Source organism: Rhizobium sp. RCC_161_2 (genome assembly GCF_041355235.1).
GTDB lineage: Bacteria > Pseudomonadota > Alphaproteobacteria > Rhizobiales > Rhizobiaceae > Rhizobium.
Window position 1 is genome coordinate 74,512 of sequence record NZ_JBFUPL010000003.1, and the last position, 17,032, is coordinate 91,543.

Consider the following 17,032-nt stretch of genomic DNA (forward strand, 5'->3'; position numbering starts at 1 on the left):
CATCGCCACGCATTCAAACCCGCCTCCCCTCTGGGGACGGCGGGTTTTTCATGTGTAAATTCTAATAAAAGTAGCACGAAGTCTTCAGAACTTCGGAATCAATACTTCATTTAAATCCATTAACCCCACGGTTTCAGCAACATTTAACACATTCGTGAAATTTTACGCCAAACAGTTGTAGAGAACGGCCCGCCCCAAGATCAGCCGGTCTATGACCGGGGAGCTAACGGAACTATGAACCATTCCGTCGAAAACAGGTTTTTCGCGATCGTCTGCGGTGCGCTGCTGATTTTCGTCGCGCCGCTCTTCGTACTGTTCCTTTTCCTGTCGTCTGGACGCGCCGAAAAGGAAATCAAGGATCATATCTCAGTGCTGCTGGTCGCCAACGCCCAGGCCTTGGCCAAACCCCTGTGGGATCTTGACGAGGACAGCATCACGCAGATCAGCGCGACGACGGTCGCCGAGGGCGCGATCGTCAGGGTCAATGTCCGCGACCTCTCAGGCCAGCTCGATGTCACGCAATCGACCATCCCGAAATCCTATAAGGGCCTGTTGGAGGCCGTCTCGCGCCCGATCATTTATAACGGCGTGGATGGCGCACGGAACCTCGGCACGATCACTGTCTACTACCCGAAGCTTGGCCTCTTCGACGGCTTGAAGAGCGAGGAGATCGTCTTCATCTCGATCTTCATCTTCGCCGTCTTGACCGTCTTCGGGGCCGCCCTGATCGGCAACCGCATCTTCGTCATCCAGCCGTTGATGCGCCTGACCCACGCCATCGAGGCGACGAGAAGACTGGGGTCGCGCCACCATGTCGATTGGCAGTCCAACGACGAAATGGGCCGGCTCGCCAACAGCTTCAACGAGATGCAGAGCAAGCTGGAGCGCGAGGAGACCGAGCTGAAGCTTGCCCATCGCCGCGCCACCGATACCTATAATCTGACGCCCGCCATGCTGTTTTCCCTCGACAAGGACGATTGCATCGCCGCCGTCAGCGATTATTGGCTTGCCGCCACCGGCTATGCCCGCGCAAACGTGCTTGGGCGCAAGTTTGCAAGCCTTGTCCTGCCGGAATCGCGCGCGAAATATATCGAGCGCAAGCGCAGCCATCCCGATAGCGCCGCCCGCTTCGATGTCACCGTGAAATTCCTGTGCCAGGATCACCGGACCATGGACGTACTGATCCTCGAGACGACGGCGATCCAGGATGGTCTTTCGCTATCGGTCATGACCGATGTCACCGATCTTAAGCAATCCGAGGACCGGAACCTGCTCCAGGCGATCACCGATCACCTGACCGGTCTCTTGAACCGCCAGGGCTTTGAAACGGCGCTCGACACCAAGATCAACGAGGCTGACAAGCGCAGACGCGAGCTTGCCTGCCTCTTCATCGATCTCGACCGCTTCAAATGGATCAACGACAACAAAGGCCATGCCGCCGGTGACGCCGCGCTACGCGAGCTGGTGGCACGCTTGCAGGCACGGCTGGAGCCCGGCGACATCGCCGCCCGCCTCGGTGGTGACGAATTTGCCATCCTGCTGCTTGCCGAGGATGCAGAAACGAGAGCCATCGAGATGGCCGCCCGCATCGCCGAAGTGTTCGAGGCACCCTTTGATGACGACGCCCGCCTCAGCGCCAGCATCGGCATTGCCATCTACCCGCGCCATGCCGCCAACGCGGCCGAGCTGCTGCTGAAATCCGACATCGCGATGTATGCCAAGAAACACGACGGCAAGAACGGCGCACAGATCTTCGACAACAGCATGCTGGACGCATCCCGCCGCCGCGCCGAACTCGAAAGCCATATCGAAAGCGGCTTGAGCGAGGACTGGTTCGAGGCCTATCTGCAGCCGATCGTCAATATCGACGACCGTTCCATCGCCGGCTTCGAGGCACTGATGCGGCTGCATCATCCGCAGAAGGGCATTCTGCCTCCGGCCAGGATCATCGAAGTCGCCGAGGAAACGGGGTCGATCATTCGCATCGGCAATCGCATCATGGAGAAAGCGGTTTCCAATTTCGCCCGTCTTTTGCGCCTCGACGGCATGCAGGACACCTATCTCGCCATTAACTTCTCTCCGCTCCAGTTCGAACCGGACCTGCCGGTGCGCATCGCCGCTCTGCTGTCGCGCCACGATATTTCCCCGAAGCGCATCGTCGTCGAAATCACCGAAGCGGTATTGATGGACGACAACCCGGAAACCCGCATGGTCATCAACGAAATATGCCGCTACGGCTGCCGCATCGCGCTTGACGATTTCGGCACGGGCTATTCGTCATTGAGCTACATCAACCGCTTCCCGGTGGATATCATCAAGATCGACCAATCCTTCATCCGCGCGATCAACGATGACGCCTCGGATGTCAGCGCCAAGAGCCGCATGCTGGTCGAAAGCATCACGACGCTGTCGCACAAGATGAATTGCACCGTCATTGCGGAAGGCATCGAAACCGAAGAGGAGTGTGCGACGCTGCGCACCATGGGGCTTGATTACGGCCAGGGCTATCTGTTCCACCGGCCGCAACATCCGAACGATCTGATGAAAACGCTGGCGGGATCGCCAGCAGACGGCCTCGCCTCCGTGGCGCAAGCATCGTAGCAGGAGGAGAACCATATGCGGAAACTGCTCCTCCTCGTCCTTTTCAGCCTCTCCCCCTGCTGCATTCTCTCCGTGGCTCAGGCACAAACGATTGCCTTCACCACGGAGGAATATCCACCCTTCAATTACCGCGACGGCAAGACGGTTGCCGGAGCGACTGTCGAGCAGGTGCAGAAAGTGATGGCCGATATCGGCATCGACTATTCCATCGAGGTCATGCCGTGGGCGCGAGCCTATGCTCAGGCGCAGACGGTGCCGATGACCTGCGTCTTCGCGACCGCTCATAATGAAGAACGCGACAAGCTTTTCAAATGGGTCCAGCCACTATTGGTCGACCGCAATATCCTCATCAAGCATGCCGGATCCAGCGTCGCCGCCGCCACGCTCGACGAGGCGCGGAAATATACCGTCGGCACGTGGCGGGAGGACTACACCGAGGCCGCCTTGCGGCAGGCCAATTTCCCAAGGATCGATGTCGCCAGCGACTTCAGGGCGACACTGAAGAAGCTGATGAGCGACCGCATCGACCTGATGCCGATCTCTGAAAGCTATTTCGACAAATTGAGGAAAGAAGGCAACGCCGTCGAGAAGGTAACCGTGCTCTCCGCAAAGCCCATGGGCATCGCCTGTCAGAAGGATTTCCCGGACGATCTGCTGAAGAGGATGCAGACAGCGCTCGACAGCTTGATCGCCGACGGCACGCAAAAGCGGATATTCCTGAAATACGGCCTGCACCTCGGCGACTGACGGGTGGTCCTGCCTTGACTTTGCCGTCAATTCCCTGTCGTGAAGGGCATCGGCATTTTCCAAAGGGTGAAGCGCATGCTTCTCATTGCGGGCCTCGGCAATCCCGGCGCCAAATATCAGGGCAACCGTCACAATATCGGTTTCATGGCTGTGGATGCGATCCATCGTCGTCATAATTTTTCACCCTGGACGAAGAAGTTCCGGGCAGAAATTGCCGAAGGCGAACTCGGCGGCCAGAAAGTCCTGCTGATCAAGCCGCAGACCTTCATGAACCTCTCCGGCGAAGCCGTTGGCGAAGCCATGCGCTTCTACAAGCTCGAGCCGTCCGACCTCGTCGTCATCTATGACGAACTCGACCTTCCGGCCGCCAAGGCGCGGCTGAAGACCGGCGGCGGCCATGGCGGCCATAACGGCATCAAGTCGATCGACGCCCATTGCGGCCGGGAATATCGGCGGCTGCGCCTCGGCATCGGCCATCCCGGCGTCAAGGAGTTGGTGCAGCACCATGTGCTCGGCGACTTCGCCAAGGTCGATCGCGACTGGCTGGAACCATTGTTCGACGCGATTGCCGACAATGCCGACATGCTGGTGCGTGGCGAGGATTCACAGCTCATGAACAAGATCGCGCTGGCGCTGGGCGGCAAGGCGGAGGAACCGGCGCCGAAGCCGGAGAAGAAGGCTGTCGCCAAATCGCATGTCCATCAGGCCCGCAACCATAGTCAGCCACGCATGCCCGAGAGCGGCCCGATGGCCGAAATGCTGAAGAGAATGTTCGGCAAGAAGGACGATTGAGATGGCGGACGCGGCAAACGGCAGCGACACGGTCGTGATCCGCCCGGCTGCCGCCGGCGATCTCCCTACCCTTCTCGCACTTTACCGGCACCTTAATCACGGCGATCCGGAGCTGGAACCGGCGCTAGCGGACAGCCGCTTTGCCGAAATCCTGGCGCATCCGGGCATGACGATCTTCGTGACGTTTGCCGGCACCCTCGCCATCTCCTCCGTCACCCTGGTCATCATCCCAAACCTGACACGCGGCGCGGCACCCTATGCGCTGATCGAGAATGTCGTCACCCATGCCGACCATCGCCAGCGCGGTCACGCTCGGACATTGATCCATAAGGCGATCGCAACGGCCTGGGAGAAGAAGTGCTACAAGGTGATGCTGCTTACCGGTTCGAAGACACCCGCAACATTGCGCTTCTACGCCAATTGCGGCTTCTCGCAGGACAAGACCGGCTTCCAGATCCGCCGCCCCGTCATCTGACTCTTATGACCGCGTTTATTCTTCCGGCTCGGTGGTGAACATCAACGGGAAGTCCGCACTTTTCGCCAGATCGATGGCTTCCTGCGCCTTCGTCTCGGCAATGTCCCGGGCACAGACCATCACCACGCAGCTGCCAAGCTTGTGCGCGGTCATCATCACGCGATAACCGGCCTCCTCGCTCATGCGGAAGACGGCTTGCAGCACCATGATGACGAACTCGCGCGGCGTGTAATCGTCGTTGACGAGAATGATCTTATAAAGCTTCGGCCGCTCGACCTTGGGCTTCGTCTTGGTCTTCGGTTTTAGGACAACATCATTGTCACTCATCGGAGTCACCGTTGATGACAGGGGAAAAGGGCTTGTCGCTGATAACAGGTTTATACCGCACCGCAACCGGCCATTCAAGCGAGACGAAGGTTGCACGACAGCCGTTCGGATCAATCGACCGTGAGCAGGAGGCAATCCCGACCATCAACACAACACTTGCAATCGTTTTTATTTCGCTTATACAACCGCCATCAATTCTTCAGGATCGGGAGCAGCAAATGATTAGCTTCGTTTCATCGCGCCCCTTAGGGGCAAAAGCCTAAGCCAGCGTCGATGCGCTGTTGCGGGCTTCTTTGATCGGCCTCAAAGCCGAACGATTTACCCTGTCCTGGAATTATATTCATGGGCAATTCCATAGGGACCTCCGGTCCCATCGTCGTGCGCTGCGGTCAGCCTGCCGCGGTTGCACATTACTTTACATCAAAATCCTGGATCGAAGGATCGGCGCTGGAACAGCTTGCGGAACTGGCCAAGCTTCCCGGCATGCGCTCCATCGCCGGTTTCCCCGACCTGCATCCGGGAAAATACGGCCCGGTCGGTATGGCTGCGCTGGCATCGCGGCTCTATCCGCAACTGATCGGCAACGATATCGGCTGCGGCATGGCGCTCTTCGAACTTGCCCTACCACAGCGCAAGTTCAGGATCGACAAGGCAGCCAACGCGCTGCGCGAGCTTGAAAACATTGCGTTCGACGCACCCGACGTCGCGAAATTTGCGCCGTTGTTTGAGCTTGGAGCAAACACCGAAGCGCTTGGTACGATCGGTGGCGGCAATCACTTTTGTGAGATCCAGGCCGTAGAGGAGCTGTTTCAACCCGATGCGGTTGAACTCTTGGACAGGCAGAAGCTTTATCTGCTCATCCATACCGGCTCGCGTAATCTCGGCGCCAGTGTGTTCAACCAAACCATCGATGAAAACGGCGCAATGACAGGCGGCCTCGACCCGGCTTCCAAGGCTGGTGCAAGGTGGCTGGCTCTCCACGGTCTCTGTGTCGAATGGGCAGCACTCAATCGACGCATGATTGCGCAGCGAGCTGCCATGGCACTTCGCACAGACGTGCGCTTGATTGCGGATGTCCCGCATAATCTTGTGCGTACGCAAGCGGATGGCTATGTCCACTACAAGGGTGCTGCCGCCATCCAAAGCGGCGGTATCGCGCCCATTGCCGGCTCCAGGGCAAGCCTGAGCTATGTCGTTGAACCGCTTGACGCAGCGGTTAAATCGCATTGGGCAATCTCGCATGGGGCCGGCCGTAAATACGACCGCCGCAACATGCACGGTCGCAGCGGCACCACGCGTTCGGAGCGGAAGGCATTGCTGCGTAACCCCTGGGGCGGCGTCGCCATCTGCGATGATCGCAAACTTGCAATCGAGGAGGCAGCCGGCGCCTACAAGAATGCAGGGCAAGTGCTTGAGGATCTGGCGGGGCACGGCCTCATCAGGCCGCTCGCATCGATGAAGCCGCTGATTACCTACAAGAAGATCAGTGTCGATCACGAAGAGCCGAAGCAAGATCGTATGCGTGACCGCAAAGCGTTAAGGAGGCGTGAAAATGGTTGACATCCATCTGCTCACCACCTCCGGTAACGGCCCGGCAGAATGCCGTGTCGCGCTGAAATCCCTGCTGTCCATTCTTGAAAAAGAGGCACGGGGCAGAGGCTGCGAAATAGAGGTGACGGCATCGCAAGCACCGGACCAGCATGGCCCGGTTTCGGCGATCGTCACGCTGCGCGGCGCGGGCGCCGATAGCCTGGCGGAAGACTATTGCGGCTCGATCCGCTTCATCTTCAAGAGCAAGATCAGGCCGGGACACAAGCGGCAAAACTGGTTTGTCGGCGTCAGGCGGGTGGAACTCGCCGACACGTCGAACGAAACGACTACCATTCATATGAATGATATTCGCTTCGAAACGCTACGCGCCGGAGGTCCGGGCGGGCAGCACCAGAACACCACCGACAGCGCGGTCAGGGCAATCCATATCCCCACCGGCATCACCGTGACCTGTCGTGATGAACGCTCCCAACACCGCAACAAGGCGCTCTCCGTGCGCCGGCTACAGGCTATGTTGCGGCTGCTGGCCGAGAGGGAGAGCCTGAATGCGAAAACCGCGCTCTTCCTTGCCAATAAGGAACTGGAGCGCGGCAACGAAGTAAAAGTGTTCCGCCTTTGACATGACGGCCCGCCCGGCTGATTTCGGGCGGGCCTCTCCATAGCCCAAAGCGACCCTTTTCGCCGGAAAATCGGCTCGTACTTTGCACAAGACTTGACCCGCAACCGCCCTTCCCCCATACGCACTGCAAAGATTTTCAAGATATGGACAAGGTGCCATGGGTTTCAAATGCGGTATCGTCGGGCTGCCGAATGTCGGCAAGTCCACTCTGTTCAACGCGCTGACCAAGACGGCGGCGGCGCAGGCGGCGAATTATCCGTTCTGCACGATCGAGCCAAACACCGGTGAAGTGGCGGTTCCCGATCCGCGTATGGAGCAGCTTGCCCAGATCGCCAAATCGAAAGAACTGATCCCGACGCGTATCTCCTTCGTCGATATTGCCGGCCTGGTGCGCGGCGCGTCGAAGGGCGAAGGCCTGGGCAACCAGTTCCTTGCCAACATTCGCGAAGTCGATGCCATCGTGCATGTGCTGCGCTGCTTCGAAGACAGCGACATCACCCATGTCGAAGGCCGCATCAATCCGGTTGCCGACGCCGAGACCATCGAGACCGAGCTGATGCTCTCCGATCTGGAGAGCCTGGAGCGCCGCACCGAGCAGACGCGCAAGCGCGCCACCGGCAAGGACAAGGAATCCATGGCGATGCTGCCGCTGATGGAAGCTTCGCTCAAGCTGTTGAACGAAGGCAAGCCGGTACGCAACCTGCTGTCGAAGCTCGACGACGAGGAGCTCCGTATCCTCAAGAGCCTGAACCTTCTGACCTCGCATCCAGTACTCTATGTCTGCAACGTCGCCGAAGCCGATGCCGTTGCCGGCAACGAGCATACAGCCGCCGTCGCCGCCATGGCGAAGGAGCAGAATTCCGAAGTGGTGATCATCTCCGCCGCCATCGAAGCGGAAGTGGCGCAGTTGCCCGCCGACGAAGCCATGGAGTTCCTCTCCGAGCTCGGTCTCAAGGAAGCCGGCCTCGACCAGCTGATCCGCGCCGGCTACAAGCTGCTGCATCTCATCACCTATTTCACCGTCGGCCCGAAGGAAACGCGCGCCTGGACGATCGAGGAAGGCACCAAGGCCCCGCAGGCCGCCGGCGTCATCCATTCCGATTTCGAACGCGGCTTCATCCGCGCCCAAACCATCGCCTATAGCGATTATATCGCCTTCAAGGGCGAAGTCGGCGCCAAGGAAAACGGCAAGATGCGCTCCGAAGGTAAGGAATATGTCGTCCAGGACGGCGACGTCCTCAATTTCCTCTTCAATGCCTAGAAAATAACGGGGTTGCCGGCTCTCATCTGAGCGTCGGCAATCCTCCCTGCACGGCTGCCGTAGTAGCCGGATGATGCGCGGAGCGGATGCGGCCAGCCAGCGCCGATCGGCAAGACGCAACCAATGGCCGTAGCCCTTTTCCCGTCACCGCCACGAAAAATACTTGCGCCACTCCTACCCAGCATGCGATTGCGCTCGGGAGGAATGAGGAGGCCGCTAACGGATATGGCAAAACTGACATATGAGGATTTTGAGCCGGGACAGGTGTTTCCGCTCGGGCCGAAGCACGTGACGGCAGAGGAAATTATTGAATTCGCAAGCGAGTTCGATCCGCAGCCGATGCATCTCGATGAAGCCGCTGGCCGCGCCAGTATCCTGGGTGGGCTCGCCGCCTCCGGCTGGCACACATCGGCAATATTCATGCGGATGATGTGCGACAGCTATCTGCTTAACACCGAATCCGAGGGCGCGCCGGGCATCGACTTCATGGACTGGAAAAAGCCGGTTCTCGCCGGCGACACACTTTCGGGCCATTCAATTGTGCTCGAATCCCGTGCCATGCGCTCTCGCCCTGGCATTGGCATCGTCAAGTTCCGGCATGAAGTGAAGAACCAGCACGACGAACTCGTCTGCCTCGGCGAGAACGCCACGATGATCCGCATGCGCTTACCCGTGGAGGTCTCGCCATGAAGATGATGGAGCTCTATCCCACCGGCGAACGGGCCGAGATCGGCACCCATACGTTTACGGCCGAAAACATCATCCACTTCGCCTCGCGCTTCGATCCGCAGATTTTCCATATGGATGCGGAAGCAGCCAAGGACACGCTGTTCGGCGGCCTCTGCGCTTCCGGTTGGCATACTTGCGCCGCCTGGATGAGGACCTTCATCGACTATTGGAAAGGCGAAAACGCCCGCCTCATCGCCGAAGGCGTAAGGCCACCCAATCTCGGCCCCTCGGCCGGTTTCCAGAAGCTGCAATGGCTGCGCCCGGTCTTTGCCGGTGACACCGTCACCTACGGGGTCACCCTGCTCTCCAGCCGCCCCCTGGCGTCACGCCCCAGCTGGACGCTCAACACCATCCTCTGTGACGGCACCAATCAGGACGGCGTGCCGGTGATACGCTTCGAGAGCACCGTGCTGGAATTTGAGTGACACCTTCTCTCCGTCGGAGAAAAGGTCTTTGCCATCAATGCCCGCTGAATTCCACCAGCGTGTGAACCGGCACATCAAGCGCTTCCAGCTTCTTGCGGCCACCGAGGTCCGGCAGGTCGATGACGAAGCAGGCGGCGACGACTTCGGCGCCGATCTGGCGCAGCAGCTGCGTGGCACCAACGGCGGTGCCGCCCGTCGCGATCAGGTCGTCGACCAGGATTACTTTTTCGCCGGGGTTCACCGCGTCGCGGTGCATCTCCATCTCGTCGACGCCGTATTCGAGGCTATAGGCGATGCGCACGATGTCGTGCGGCAGCTTGCCCTTCTTGCGGATCGGCACGAAACCGGCCGACAGCTGATGCGCCACCGCGCCGCCCAGAATGAAGCCGCGCGCCTCCATGCCGGCGACCTTGTCGATCTTGGTGCCGGCATAGGGCTGCACCAGCGCATCAACGGCGCGGCGAAACGCCTTGGCATCGCCAAGCATCGTGGTGATGTCGCGGAAGATGATACCGGGCTTGGGATAGTCCGGGATGGAGCGGATGCTGGCGGCAAGCTCCGAAGCGATAGTCTTCATGGAAATACGTACTCTCAGGCTAAGATAGGGCCGGCCGCACCCTAGCAAGACGCGTACGCGATACCAACAAAAAAGGCGACCAAAACGGGCCGCCTTTTGTTGATTGCAGGGCCGAACTGCCTAGTGAGCGCCAGCCTTGGCATAGACCGACCGCTTGGTGAGATAGATCAGCGTCGAGAAGATCAGCAGGAATATGATGACCATGAAGCCGAGGTGCTTGCGCTCCTCCAGATGCGGTTCCGAAGCCCACATCAGGAAGGCGGAGACATCGTGCGCATACTGATCGACCGTCTGCGGCGAGCCGTCGTCATAGGTGACCTGACCGTCCGAAAGCGGCTTCGGCATGGCAAAGCTCGCGGCCGCATCGAAATACGGGTTGTAGTGCGAGTTCTGCGGAACCTGGAAACCGGCCGGGGGCTCCTCGTAACCGGTCAGCAGCGAATAAATATAATCCGGGCCGCCTTCCTGATACTGCGTGAAGATGTCGAAGATGAACTGCGGAAAGCCGCGTTCGACTTCACGCGCCTTGGCAAGCAGCGACATGTCCGGCGGAACAGCCCCGTTGTTTGAGGCGGCTGCCGCTTCGTCATTCGGGAACGGCGACGGGAAATGGTCGGACGGAAGCGCCTTGCGCGTGAACATCTCGCCCTGAGGGTTCGGACCGTCCTGCACTTCGTAGTTCGCCGCGAAGGTCTTGACCTGCGCTTCCGAATAGCCGAGTTCGCCCAGCGTGCGGAAGGCCACCAGCTTCATCGAATGGCAGGCGGAACAGACTTCCGTGTAGACCTTGAGGCCACGCTGGAGCTGCGCCTTGTCGTAATAGCCGAAGGGGCCGGAGAAGGTCCAATGCTGGGTCCTCGGCTCCTTGAGCGGGTAGTGCGGTGTCGCTTCTTCGGCGGCGGGCTTGGTCTCCGCGGCAACGGCGGCAACCGTGGCGAAGCCACCGATGAGTGCGAGCGACAGAAGGCCGGCAACAAGCTTTTTCATTGTTCTCTTCCCCGGTTACGCTTGAGCCGGAACGGCTGTCTTGCCGTTCTGCTTCTCAAGGACCGCCTCCGTAATCGAATTTGGAATGCGCCTCGGTGTTTCCACCAGACCGAGAACCGGCATGGCGACAAGGAAGAACAGGAAGTAGAACAGCGTCGCGAACTGCGAGATCACGACGAAACTGCCTTCCGCCGGCTGCGAACCGAGCCAGCCGAGCAGAACAGCATCGGCCACGAACAGCCAGAAGAACAGCTTGTACCAAGGGCGATAGACCGCCGAGCGGATCTTCGACGTGTCGAGCCAGGGCAGGAAGAACAGCACGATGATCGCGCCGAACATCGTCAGGACACCGCCGAGCTTGGAGTCGATCGGACCGATATTGAAGGTGATCGAGCGCAACATCGCGTAGAACGGCAGGAAGTACCATTCCGGAACGATGTGGGCCGGCGTCTTCAGCGGATTGGCCGGAATGTAGTTGTCGGCGTGGCCGAGGAAGTTCGGCAGGTAGAAGACGAAATAGGCGAATACCAGCAGGAAGATGGAAACGCCGAGCGCATCCTTCAGCGTCGCATAGGGGGTGAAGGGCACCGTATCGGTCTTCAACTTGACTTCGACGCCGGTCGGGTTCGTCTGGCCGGTCACATGCAGCGCCCAGATATGCAGGATAACGACGCCCGCGATCATGAACGGCAGCAGATAGTGCAGCGAGAAGAAGCGATTGAGCGTCGGATCGTCAACGGCAAAGCCGCCGAGCAGGAAGGTCTGGATCCAGTCGCCGACCCAGGGAAAGGCCGAGAAGAAGCCGGTGATGACGGTCGCGCCCCAGAAGGACATCTGACCCCAGGGCAGAACGTAGCCCATGAAAGCCGTCGCCATCATCAAGAGATAGATGATCACGCCGAGGATCCAGAGGATTTCGCGCGGCGCCTTGTAGGAACCATAATAGAGGCCACGGGCGATATGGAGATAGACCGCGACGAAGAAGAAGGACGCGCCATTGGCATGCATGTAGCGCAGCAGCCAACCATGATTGACGTCGCGCACGATCTTTTCGACGGAGTTGAAGGCGACGGTCGTGTCCGCCGCATAATGCATGGCAAGAACGACGCCGGTCAGGATTTGCAGAACCAGCATGACGGCCAGCATGGCGCCGAACGTATAGGCATAGTTCAGATTGCGCGGGACCGGATAGGCGATGAAACTGTCATAGACCATGCGCGGCAGCGGCAACCGCGCGTCGACCCATTTTTCGAGCCCTGTCGATGGCTCGTAAGACGAATGACCACTCATGATTCAGTTCCCCCTCAACCGACCTTGATCTTTTTTTCTGCGGTGAACGCATATAGCGGAATGGCGAGGTTCTGCGGCGCTGGCCCATGGCGGATGCGACCGGCGGTATCATAGACTGAACCGTGACAGGGACAGAACCACCCGCCATACTCCCCTGCCTGACCGAGCGGTATGCAACCGAGATGGGTGCAGACACCGATCATGACGAGCCAGTTCTCCTTGCCGTCACCGGCCGAACGCGCGACATCGGTGGCTGGCGCATCCGGAGGCAGGTTGGCATTGCGGGCGACCGGGTCTTTCAGATCGGAAATCTGCGCTCCCTTGCCGTCGTCGATTTCTTTTTGCGTGCGATTGCGGATGAAGACCGGCTTACCGCGCCATTTCACCGTCAGAGACATGCCCGGCTCCAGGCTGGACACGTCTACTTCGATGGAGGCAAGGGCAAGCGTCGAGGCATCCGGCCGCATCTGGTCGATAAACGGCCATGCGACGGCGACGGCTCCGACCGCGCCAGCCATGCCCGTCGTCAGATAAAGGAAATCTCGGCGAGTTGGCTCGCCCGTGGTTTCACTCGTCGTACTATGCTCGCTCAAAACCGGACCATCCTCTTCCGCAAAACCGCAGCTAGGCGCTGCGGTACCCCCTCACAAACGGCGAATCAACGCGACCATAATTCCGCCATAGATTCCTCCGTATCCCGCCGCGTTCTAAGCTTGATCGCAAATTATGTCCAGTCTTGGCAAGGGGTGGAGGCACAATGTCGCGGCAAAAGCGCGCAATTTGGCTGCGAGCAGCGAGCTTAAAATCTCCGCCAGCAGTCAAATCGGCGTAAGAGCATGAAAAATCGTAAGATTCGCATAATAAAATTCCTCATTGCAGAGCAAAATAAACAATGATTTCAATGCTGCATCGCAACAAATTCAATGACATGCCGGTCATTGATCTCTAAGACGACAGTCTTTCCTCGTCTTGAAGCGCTATGGATTTCATGACTGCGTCACGCGCCATTTCACGCTCTGCCGCCCGCTTTTGAACTGCGTTTTAGCAATGCCAAGGATATGTTTATGAGGCAGACGATTTACTGCGTTTTATGCGTGCTCGCGACCTTATTGCTGGTAACGCTGGCGGCGCGCTATATCATCGACATCTGGCTGCTCGCCTTCTTCGAAAGCCTGCAAACCCATTTCAGCCTCTTCGGCGTTGCGCTTGCCCTGCTCGCGCTTCTTTTCCGGCGGCACTGGTATGCGGTTCTCCTGCTCGTCTTCGGCGTCGGGCTTGCGGTCCATTCTGTCCTGATGCTGCGGGAATATGCCGCCGGCCCGACGACGGCGACCGACGCGAGCCAGAGCTTCAAACTGCTCTCCTTCAACATCGAAAACAGCAATTTCGAGAACGGTGCCCGCATCACCGACTTCATTCTCGCCTCCAACGCCGATGTCGTGGAGATTTTCGAAGCCGAGCCGATCAAAACCGAGTTGCAGCGTATCAGTGGCGCCTATCCCTACAGCGTCGGCTGCAACGACATGAGCATTGAATGCGATTCACTTTTGCTGTCGAAACGTCCGTTTCAGACACAGGACATGCGCAGCCTCGGCAGCCTCTGGCGCAATCGTTTCATCCTCGCGACCATCGACATGGATGGTCAGCCGGTGAACTTTGTTTCGGCGCATCTCAGCAAGCCCTATTTCGACGAATTTCATGCCGACGAGTTGAGCATCCTCGGCCCGATCCTCAAGGGTATTGAAGGACCGCTGATCCTAGCCGGTGATTTCAATGCGTCGGTCATTGCCCCCGACATGCGGGATTTCCTCAGGGATACCGGGCTCAATCACGCCTTTCCGGAGCCAGCCACCTGGCCGGTCATGGCTGGCGCTTACGGCATTGCCATCGACCATGTCTTTGCGCGCGCGCCGTTGCAGCTGATATCCGTCAAACAAATACCGGATGCGATGGGCTCGAACCATTTTGGCCTGATGACCGAGTTCAGCATTTCGAAGTAGCTCTTTGATTTTGCGCAAGCTTCTCGGACAATCGCGTAAGGTTTACGATGACCGCGTTACTCGGCGTCCTCCGCGATAAAACCGCCGGACTGGCGCGCCCAGAGCTCTGAATAGAGGCCGCCGCGGGCAATCAGCTCGTCATGCGTGCCGTCCTCGATGATCTTGCCCTTGTCGATGACAATCAGCCGGTCGAGCTTGGCGATGGTCGAGAGGCGATGCGCGATAGCCAGCACCGTCTTGCCTTCCATCAGCGTTTCGAGATTGGACTGCAGCGCCGCCTCGGCTTCCGAATCCAGTGCCGAGGTCGCCTCATCCAGCACCAGGATCGGCGCGTCCTTCAGCATGACGCGGGCTATGGCGATGCGCTGGCGCTGGCCGCCGGAGAGTTTGACGCCGCGCTCGCCGACATGGGCGGCATAGCCCTTTCGCCCCTTCTGGTCCTCCAGCGTCGCGATAAACCTGTCGGCCTCCGCCCGCCGTGTCGCCTGCGCCATCTGCTCCTCGCTCGCCTGCGGACGGCCGAAGAGGATATTGTCGCGGACGGAGCGGTTGAGAAGTGCGGTATCCTGAGTAACCATGCCGATTTCGGCGCGCAACGACTCCTGCCGGACCGTGGCGATATCCTGCCCGTCGATCAGGATCCGGCCGCCTTCGAGATCGTAAAAACGCAACAGCAGATTGACGAGCGTCGTCTTGCCGGCGCCGGAGCGGCCGACAATGCCGACTTTCTCGCCGGCGCGGACAGTCAGCGAGAAATCCTCGATAATGCCGCTGCCGCGACCGTAGTGGAAGGTTATGTGCTCGAAGCGGATGTCCGGACGGACGATCTGCAGATCCCTGGCGCCTGGCCGGTCGACCAGCCCGATCGGCTCTGAGATCATTTCCGCCGAATTCTGGATCGTGCCGAGATTGCGCATGATCGCATTGAACTGCGACATCATCCGGCCAAAGAGCATATTGAGCCGCAGCACCATGCTGAGCGTGAAGGCCACGCCGCCGGTCGAGATTTCGCCGGCGAGCCAGAGATGGATGGCAAGGGCCGCGATCGTTGTGATCATCACGCCCGACAGAAGCGCCAGCGACGAGCGCACACCGGTCAGAAGCCGCGTGAACGGCATGACGGCCGCCTGAAAGCGATCGAAGCCGTTGCGGATATAATCGTCGTTTTGTTCTTCACGGCCGAAGAGCTTCAGCGTCTGGATATTGGCATAGGCATCGACCATACGCCCGTTCAACACCGACGCAGCTTCTGCGGAATTGCGGGCATGACGGCGGATGCGCGGCACGAAATAGCGGGCGAGCAGCGAGAAGACGCCGATCCAGATGGTGATCACCAGCGCCAGGCGCCAGTCCAGCCCGCCGACCAGCGCTATGGTCGAGGCCGCATAGATGATGATGAACCAGACCACCTGCAGCAGCGACACGACGAGATCACCCGTCGATTGCCCCGCCGACCAGACCTTGGTGACGATGCGGCCGGAAAAATCATTCTGGAAGAAGCTTATCGATTGACGCGCGACATGTGCATAGGCCTGCCAGCGCACCAGATTGAGGAAGCCGGGAACGACCACTTGCTCCTCGACCAGTGCCCCGAGGCTCACCACAAGGAACCGCACGACCAGCACGACGAAGACCATGCCGAGCAGCGTCCCGCCATGACCCGCAAGCAGTCCCGTCCAGCCCTCGCCCGGCTTGACCTTGTCCAGGATATCGACGAGATGCCCGACGAACCAGAACAGCGCCGCCTCGAGCATCGCCACGGCACCGCCCAGCACCGCCATCGCCAGAAACGGCCCTTTCGCCTGCCCGACATAATACCAGATGAACGCCCAGAGCGACCGCGGCGGCCGAAGATCGCCGGCGCGGTAGTAGGGATCAATCCAGGTCTCGAACAGCCGGTAGACGGAGCGGATCAGCATCCCATGCGATATAGGAGGTTTCGCCGACGGCGCAAAGGAATGCCACGGCTTGAGAACATTATATTTTTGTCATGTTTGAATCTGAAGAGCACTTGGTGCTTCACATCGCCCCATCGTCGTCGCCCAGAATATTTTGCAGGTCACGTCGGCCGTGCAAGACACGGACAACAACGATCATTTCATCTTGGACAAGATAGTAAACGCGAATTGTCTCGAATCCGGGTATAGCGCGCGATCTCAGACCGTCGAGAGCTGGATTGTCGAACCGGCGGGGTGATCCAGCCAAAGGTGCCTGCGCGATGGACGACAAGGCGTCTTGGGTACCAGCTAAAAAGCGCTCGCCGACATCGCCGCCGCCGGCATCGGTATAATATCGCAACTGCTCAATGATATCCGAGCGAGCCGCCGGCTTAACGATCAATTTCACTGAGAGATTTTTCCGGATTTTGCTTTGGCAAAAAGCTCAGCGGCTTCCGCTTTAAGTTCAGTCCAAAACTGCTCGGTTACTTCGTGCCCCTCCCCGGAAGCTAGCCCCTCCAGTAGCAATGACTGCAGGCGCGCTTCATTCTCCTTGGCTTGTGCCTCGCGAAGCAGACTGCGAACATACTCACTGACATTTCCGAAGCCCTTATTGGCAATCTGCCCTTCTATGAAGGCTTTCAGGTTGTCCGGCAGTGATATCGTAACGGTAGCCATCGAACGCCTATCCTATCTAAATCAGAGATTTATATT

The 17,032-nt window shown here is 59.1% G+C and carries 19 protein-coding genes; 11 read left to right on the plus strand and 8 right to left on the minus strand.

The features are described from left to right. Nucleotides 1-234 precede the first annotated feature (234 nt). The 4 genes from AB6803_RS08195 to AB6803_RS08210 all read left to right on the plus strand — a co-directional run bounded on the left by AB6803_RS08195 (nucleotide 235) and on the right by AB6803_RS08210 (nucleotide 4,615). A complete protein-coding gene (locus AB6803_RS08195) occupies nucleotides 235-2,601 on the plus strand; it encodes an EAL domain-containing protein (protein WP_371108411.1) in 2,367 nt (788 codons plus the stop codon). Nucleotides 2,602-2,616: 15 nt separating this feature from the next. Next, nucleotides 2,617-3,348, plus strand: a complete 732-nt coding sequence (locus AB6803_RS08200) for a substrate-binding periplasmic protein (protein ID WP_371108412.1) — start codon at nucleotides 2,617-2,619, stop codon at nucleotides 3,346-3,348. 75 nt (nucleotides 3,349-3,423) lie between these two features. Next, nucleotides 3,424-4,140, plus strand: coding sequence for an aminoacyl-tRNA hydrolase (pth, locus tag AB6803_RS08205; RefSeq protein ID WP_371108413.1), 717 nt, complete (start codon nucleotides 3,424-3,426; stop codon nucleotides 4,138-4,140). Between the two features lies 1 nt (nucleotide 4,141). Then, nucleotides 4,142-4,615 carry a GNAT family N-acetyltransferase gene (locus tag AB6803_RS08210; RefSeq protein WP_371108414.1) on the plus strand — a complete coding sequence of 158 codons (474 nt, stop codon included), beginning with the start codon at nucleotides 4,142-4,144 and terminating at the stop codon, nucleotides 4,613-4,615. Between the two features lie 15 nt (nucleotides 4,616-4,630). On the opposite strand, the gene clpS is transcribed toward AB6803_RS08210, so the two are convergent. Next, nucleotides 4,631-4,942 (minus strand): ATP-dependent Clp protease adapter ClpS, encoded by a 312-nt coding sequence (gene clpS, locus AB6803_RS08215; protein ID WP_012651940.1) that lies wholly within the window; start codon nucleotides 4,940-4,942, stop codon nucleotides 4,631-4,633. Between the two features lie 14 nt (nucleotides 4,943-4,956). Between clpS and AB6803_RS08220 the strand changes: the two genes are divergently transcribed. From AB6803_RS08220 to AB6803_RS08245, 6 genes are all read left to right on the plus strand, one after another. Further along, a complete protein-coding gene (locus AB6803_RS08220; protein WP_371108415.1) occupies nucleotides 4,957-5,205 on the plus strand; it encodes a hypothetical protein in 249 nt (82 codons plus the stop codon). Nucleotides 5,206-5,284: 79 nt separating this feature from the next. After that, the gene (locus tag AB6803_RS08225; RefSeq protein ID WP_371108416.1) at nucleotides 5,285-6,502 is read left to right on the plus strand and encodes an RNA ligase RtcB family protein; all 1,218 of its coding nucleotides are present in this window, start codon (nucleotides 5,285-5,287) and stop codon (nucleotides 6,500-6,502) included. After that, nucleotides 6,495-7,112 (plus strand): peptide chain release factor H, encoded by a 618-nt coding sequence (gene prfH, locus AB6803_RS08230; protein WP_371108417.1) that lies wholly within the window; start codon nucleotides 6,495-6,497, stop codon nucleotides 7,110-7,112. The genes AB6803_RS08225 and prfH overlap by 8 nt, the downstream gene beginning before the upstream one ends. 157 nt (nucleotides 7,113-7,269) lie before the next feature. After that, entirely contained in the window at nucleotides 7,270-8,373 is a 1,104-nt protein-coding gene (gene ychF / locus AB6803_RS08235) for a redox-regulated ATPase YchF (protein ID WP_371108418.1), read from the plus strand. Between the two features lie 225 nt (nucleotides 8,374-8,598). Then, complete coding sequence (locus AB6803_RS08240; RefSeq protein WP_371108419.1) at nucleotides 8,599-9,063, plus strand: MaoC family dehydratase; 465 nt, start codon at nucleotides 8,599-8,601, stop codon at nucleotides 9,061-9,063. Continuing rightward, nucleotides 9,060-9,527 carry a MaoC family dehydratase gene (locus AB6803_RS08245; RefSeq protein ID WP_371108420.1) on the plus strand — a complete coding sequence of 156 codons (468 nt, stop codon included), beginning with the start codon at nucleotides 9,060-9,062 and terminating at the stop codon, nucleotides 9,525-9,527. Before AB6803_RS08240 ends, AB6803_RS08245 begins: the two co-directional genes overlap by 4 nt. A 34-nt stretch (nucleotides 9,528-9,561) precedes the next feature. Here AB6803_RS08245 and AB6803_RS08250 read toward each other — a convergent pair whose 3' ends face one another. From AB6803_RS08250 to petA, 4 genes are all read right to left on the minus strand, one after another. Continuing rightward, nucleotides 9,562-10,104, minus strand: coding sequence for an adenine phosphoribosyltransferase (locus tag AB6803_RS08250; protein WP_007692558.1), 543 nt, complete (start codon nucleotides 10,102-10,104; stop codon nucleotides 9,562-9,564). Nucleotides 10,105-10,224: 120 nt separating this feature from the next. Then, complete coding sequence (locus tag AB6803_RS08255; protein WP_371108421.1) at nucleotides 10,225-11,091, minus strand: cytochrome c1; 867 nt, start codon at nucleotides 11,089-11,091, stop codon at nucleotides 10,225-10,227. 15 nt (nucleotides 11,092-11,106) lie between these two features. Continuing rightward, entirely contained in the window at nucleotides 11,107-12,381 is a 1,275-nt protein-coding gene (locus AB6803_RS08260) for a cytochrome b N-terminal domain-containing protein (protein WP_065706190.1), read from the minus strand. Between the two features lie 14 nt (nucleotides 12,382-12,395). Continuing rightward, entirely contained in the window at nucleotides 12,396-12,974 is a 579-nt protein-coding gene (petA, locus tag AB6803_RS08265) for a ubiquinol-cytochrome c reductase iron-sulfur subunit (protein WP_371108422.1), read from the minus strand. A gap of 471 nt (nucleotides 12,975-13,445) precedes the next feature. Between petA and AB6803_RS08270 the strand changes: the two genes are divergently transcribed. Continuing rightward, nucleotides 13,446-14,381 (plus strand): endonuclease/exonuclease/phosphatase family protein, encoded by a 936-nt coding sequence (locus AB6803_RS08270; RefSeq protein WP_371108423.1) that lies wholly within the window; start codon nucleotides 13,446-13,448, stop codon nucleotides 14,379-14,381. A 56-nt stretch (nucleotides 14,382-14,437) separates the two neighbouring features. On the opposite strand, the gene AB6803_RS08275 is transcribed toward AB6803_RS08270, so the two are convergent. The 3 genes from AB6803_RS08275 to AB6803_RS08285 form a co-directional block, all read right to left on the minus strand. Continuing rightward, on the minus strand, nucleotides 14,438-16,300 hold the full coding sequence (locus tag AB6803_RS08275) for an ABC transporter ATP-binding protein (protein WP_371108424.1): 1,863 nt from the start codon (nucleotides 16,298-16,300) through the stop codon (nucleotides 14,438-14,440). A 100-nt stretch (nucleotides 16,301-16,400) separates the two neighbouring features. After that, nucleotides 16,401-16,727 carry a type II toxin-antitoxin system RelE/ParE family toxin gene (locus AB6803_RS08280; RefSeq protein ID WP_371108425.1) on the minus strand — a complete coding sequence of 109 codons (327 nt, stop codon included), beginning with the start codon at nucleotides 16,725-16,727 and terminating at the stop codon, nucleotides 16,401-16,403. Next, on the minus strand, nucleotides 16,724-16,996 hold the full coding sequence (locus AB6803_RS08285; protein WP_371108426.1) for a type II toxin-antitoxin system ParD family antitoxin: 273 nt from the start codon (nucleotides 16,994-16,996) through the stop codon (nucleotides 16,724-16,726). The genes AB6803_RS08280 and AB6803_RS08285 overlap by 4 nt, the downstream gene beginning before the upstream one ends. Between the last annotated feature and the right edge of the window lie 36 nt (nucleotides 16,997-17,032).